Source organism: Ramlibacter cellulosilyticus (assembly GCF_014297465.1).
GTDB classification, from domain to species: domain Bacteria; phylum Pseudomonadota; class Gammaproteobacteria; order Burkholderiales; family Burkholderiaceae_C; genus Ramlibacter; species Ramlibacter cellulosilyticus.
The window spans coordinates 1-2,042 of record NZ_JACORT010000023.1 but is presented as its reverse complement, the minus strand read 5'-3'; the positions used below and the strand labels follow the sequence as shown (position 1 = coordinate 2,042).

Sequence of the window (2,042 nt, the reverse complement as noted above, 5' to 3'; positions counted from 1 at the left end):
GTAAGCGTCCGGTGATCCCGTCTTGACGGGGGCGGCGCTCAGGTGTTCGCTGCCAGCGGCGTCCAGCGATGCGGCAGGAGTTCTTCGATGCGACTTGCCGGCTGCGTCGGCAGCCGCTCGAGCACGTCGCGCAGGTAGCCGTGCGGATCGAGCCCATTCATGCGCGCCGAGTGGGTCAGACTCATGATCGCGGCGGCGCGTTTGCCGGCGCGCAGACTTCCGGCGAATAGCCAATTTGAGCGTCCAATGGCGATCGGCCGGATCTGGTTCTCGACCCAGTTGTTGTCTGCGGGCAAGTTGCCGTCGTCGATATAACGCGTGAGCGCCCGCCATCGCCCCAGGCTGTAGTCGATCGCCTTCGCTGTCGCCGATCCAGGCGGCACCTTCTGCCGCTGTGCGGTGAGCCAGGCCTGCAGCGCATTGGCCACCGGTCTGGCCTTTTCCCGCCGGACACTTCGTCGTCGCTGCGCATCCAGGTCAGCGACCTCGCGTTCGACGTCGTAGAGTTTTCCAAACAGGGCCAGGGCCTGCTGGCCGATCGGACTCTGGTGATTGGCCCACAGCTCGTGGAACTTTCGCCGCGCGTGCGCCAGACATCCGGCTTCGGTCACGCCGCTGGCGAACAGGGCCTTGTAGCCGGAGTAGTCGTCGCAAACGAGCGTTCCGCGCCAGCCGCGCTCGCCAGGGTGGCCCAGGAATTCCGCGGGATGGCGGCTGGCGCGGCTCTCAGCGAAATCGAATACCACCAGCCTGGTGGGCTGCAGCACCGTGCTGCAGTAGGTCCAGAGATATGCGCGGTGAGTCTTGCCGGCGCCAGGATCGAGCATCGCCACCGGCGTTTCGTCGGCGTGCAGCACGGTCTGCTGCAGCAACTGGGCCCGCATGGCATCGACCAGCGGCTGCAGCTGCACGCCGCAGCTTCCCACCCATTGCGCGAGCGTCGATCTCGGGATCGCGAAGCCGGCGCGCTCAAAGATCCCTTCCTGCCGATACAGCGGCAGGTGATCGGCAAACTTGGCCACCAGCACGTGCGCGAGCAGGCCGGCGGTGGGCACGCCCTTGTCGATCACGTGCGGCGCAACGGGCTCCTGCACCAGCTTCTCGCACTTCGCACAGGCCCATTTGCCGCGCACGTGCCGCTCCACGGTAAACACGCCGGGCTCGTAGTGCAGCTTTTCGGAGACGTCCTCGCCGATGCGCTTCATCTGGCAGCCGCAGCTGCAGGTGGTGCTCGTCGGCTCGTGGTGAATCTCGCGCCGGGGGAATTGCGCTGGCAGTGGCTGCCGCTTCGGCTTGGAGCTCTCGCTCGGCTCCTTGGCAGGCACCAGCCGCTCGATCTCCTCGGACACGGCCTGCAGGTCCGCGTCGAGGGATTCTTCCAGCAGGCTACGCTGCTCGCCGTCGAAGCGCTCCGACTGCGCGGCAAACTTCATTCGCTTAAGCACCGCGTTTTCGTGCGTGAGCTTCTCGATCACCGCTTGCTTGTGCAGGAGATCGGCCTGCAGGCGCGCCACCAGCTCGCGCAGCTGGTGCGGGTTCAGGCTCTCGGTGTTCTCCGCGGCGATCACGGAGAGATATGCTGCCATGCTCAGTGCACAGCGGCATCGGCAGTTGCCTGTATTGCGCTACAGGATCGAAATCACGCCGGCCTCGCCGATGCGCTGCCAAGGAAGTCCGAGCACGAGACCGTCGAACTGCGCGCGCGTGAGGCCGACGCTCGGAGCACCCTCGTTGGTCCAGACGAAGCGACCCTGATTCAGTCGCCTGGCCGCAAGCCACACACCGATTCCGTCGTGCACCAGGACCTTGAGGCGGTTGGCCCGCCTGTTGGCGAAGAGGTACGCATGGTGCGGGCGCGCCGAGCCGAATACGTGCACCACCCGCGCGAGCGCGGCTTCGGTGCCGGCGCGCATGTCCAGCGGTTCGACTGCCAGCCAGATCGCCTCGATGCGGATCACTTGAGCAGCTCGCTCATCCACACGGCGCACTCCGCCGCTGCGCCCGCGGGCCACGTGACCGCCATGCGCGTCGCGCCGTGCTGC

2 protein-coding genes are annotated in these 2,042 nt (G+C 66.7%); both read right to left on the bottom strand.

Translation table 11 applies throughout. The features are described 5' to 3' along the window. Window positions 1-38: 38 nt before the first annotated feature. Entirely contained in the window at window positions 39-1,568 is a 1,530-nt protein-coding gene (gene tnpC / locus H8N03_RS25930; RefSeq protein WP_187079148.1) for an IS66 family transposase, read from the bottom strand. A 57-nt stretch (window positions 1,569-1,625) separates the two neighbouring features. Then, window positions 1,626-2,042: IS66 family insertion sequence element accessory protein TnpB (tnpB, locus tag H8N03_RS25925; protein WP_222623182.1), on the bottom strand; the 417-nt coding region annotated here is incomplete at its 5' end.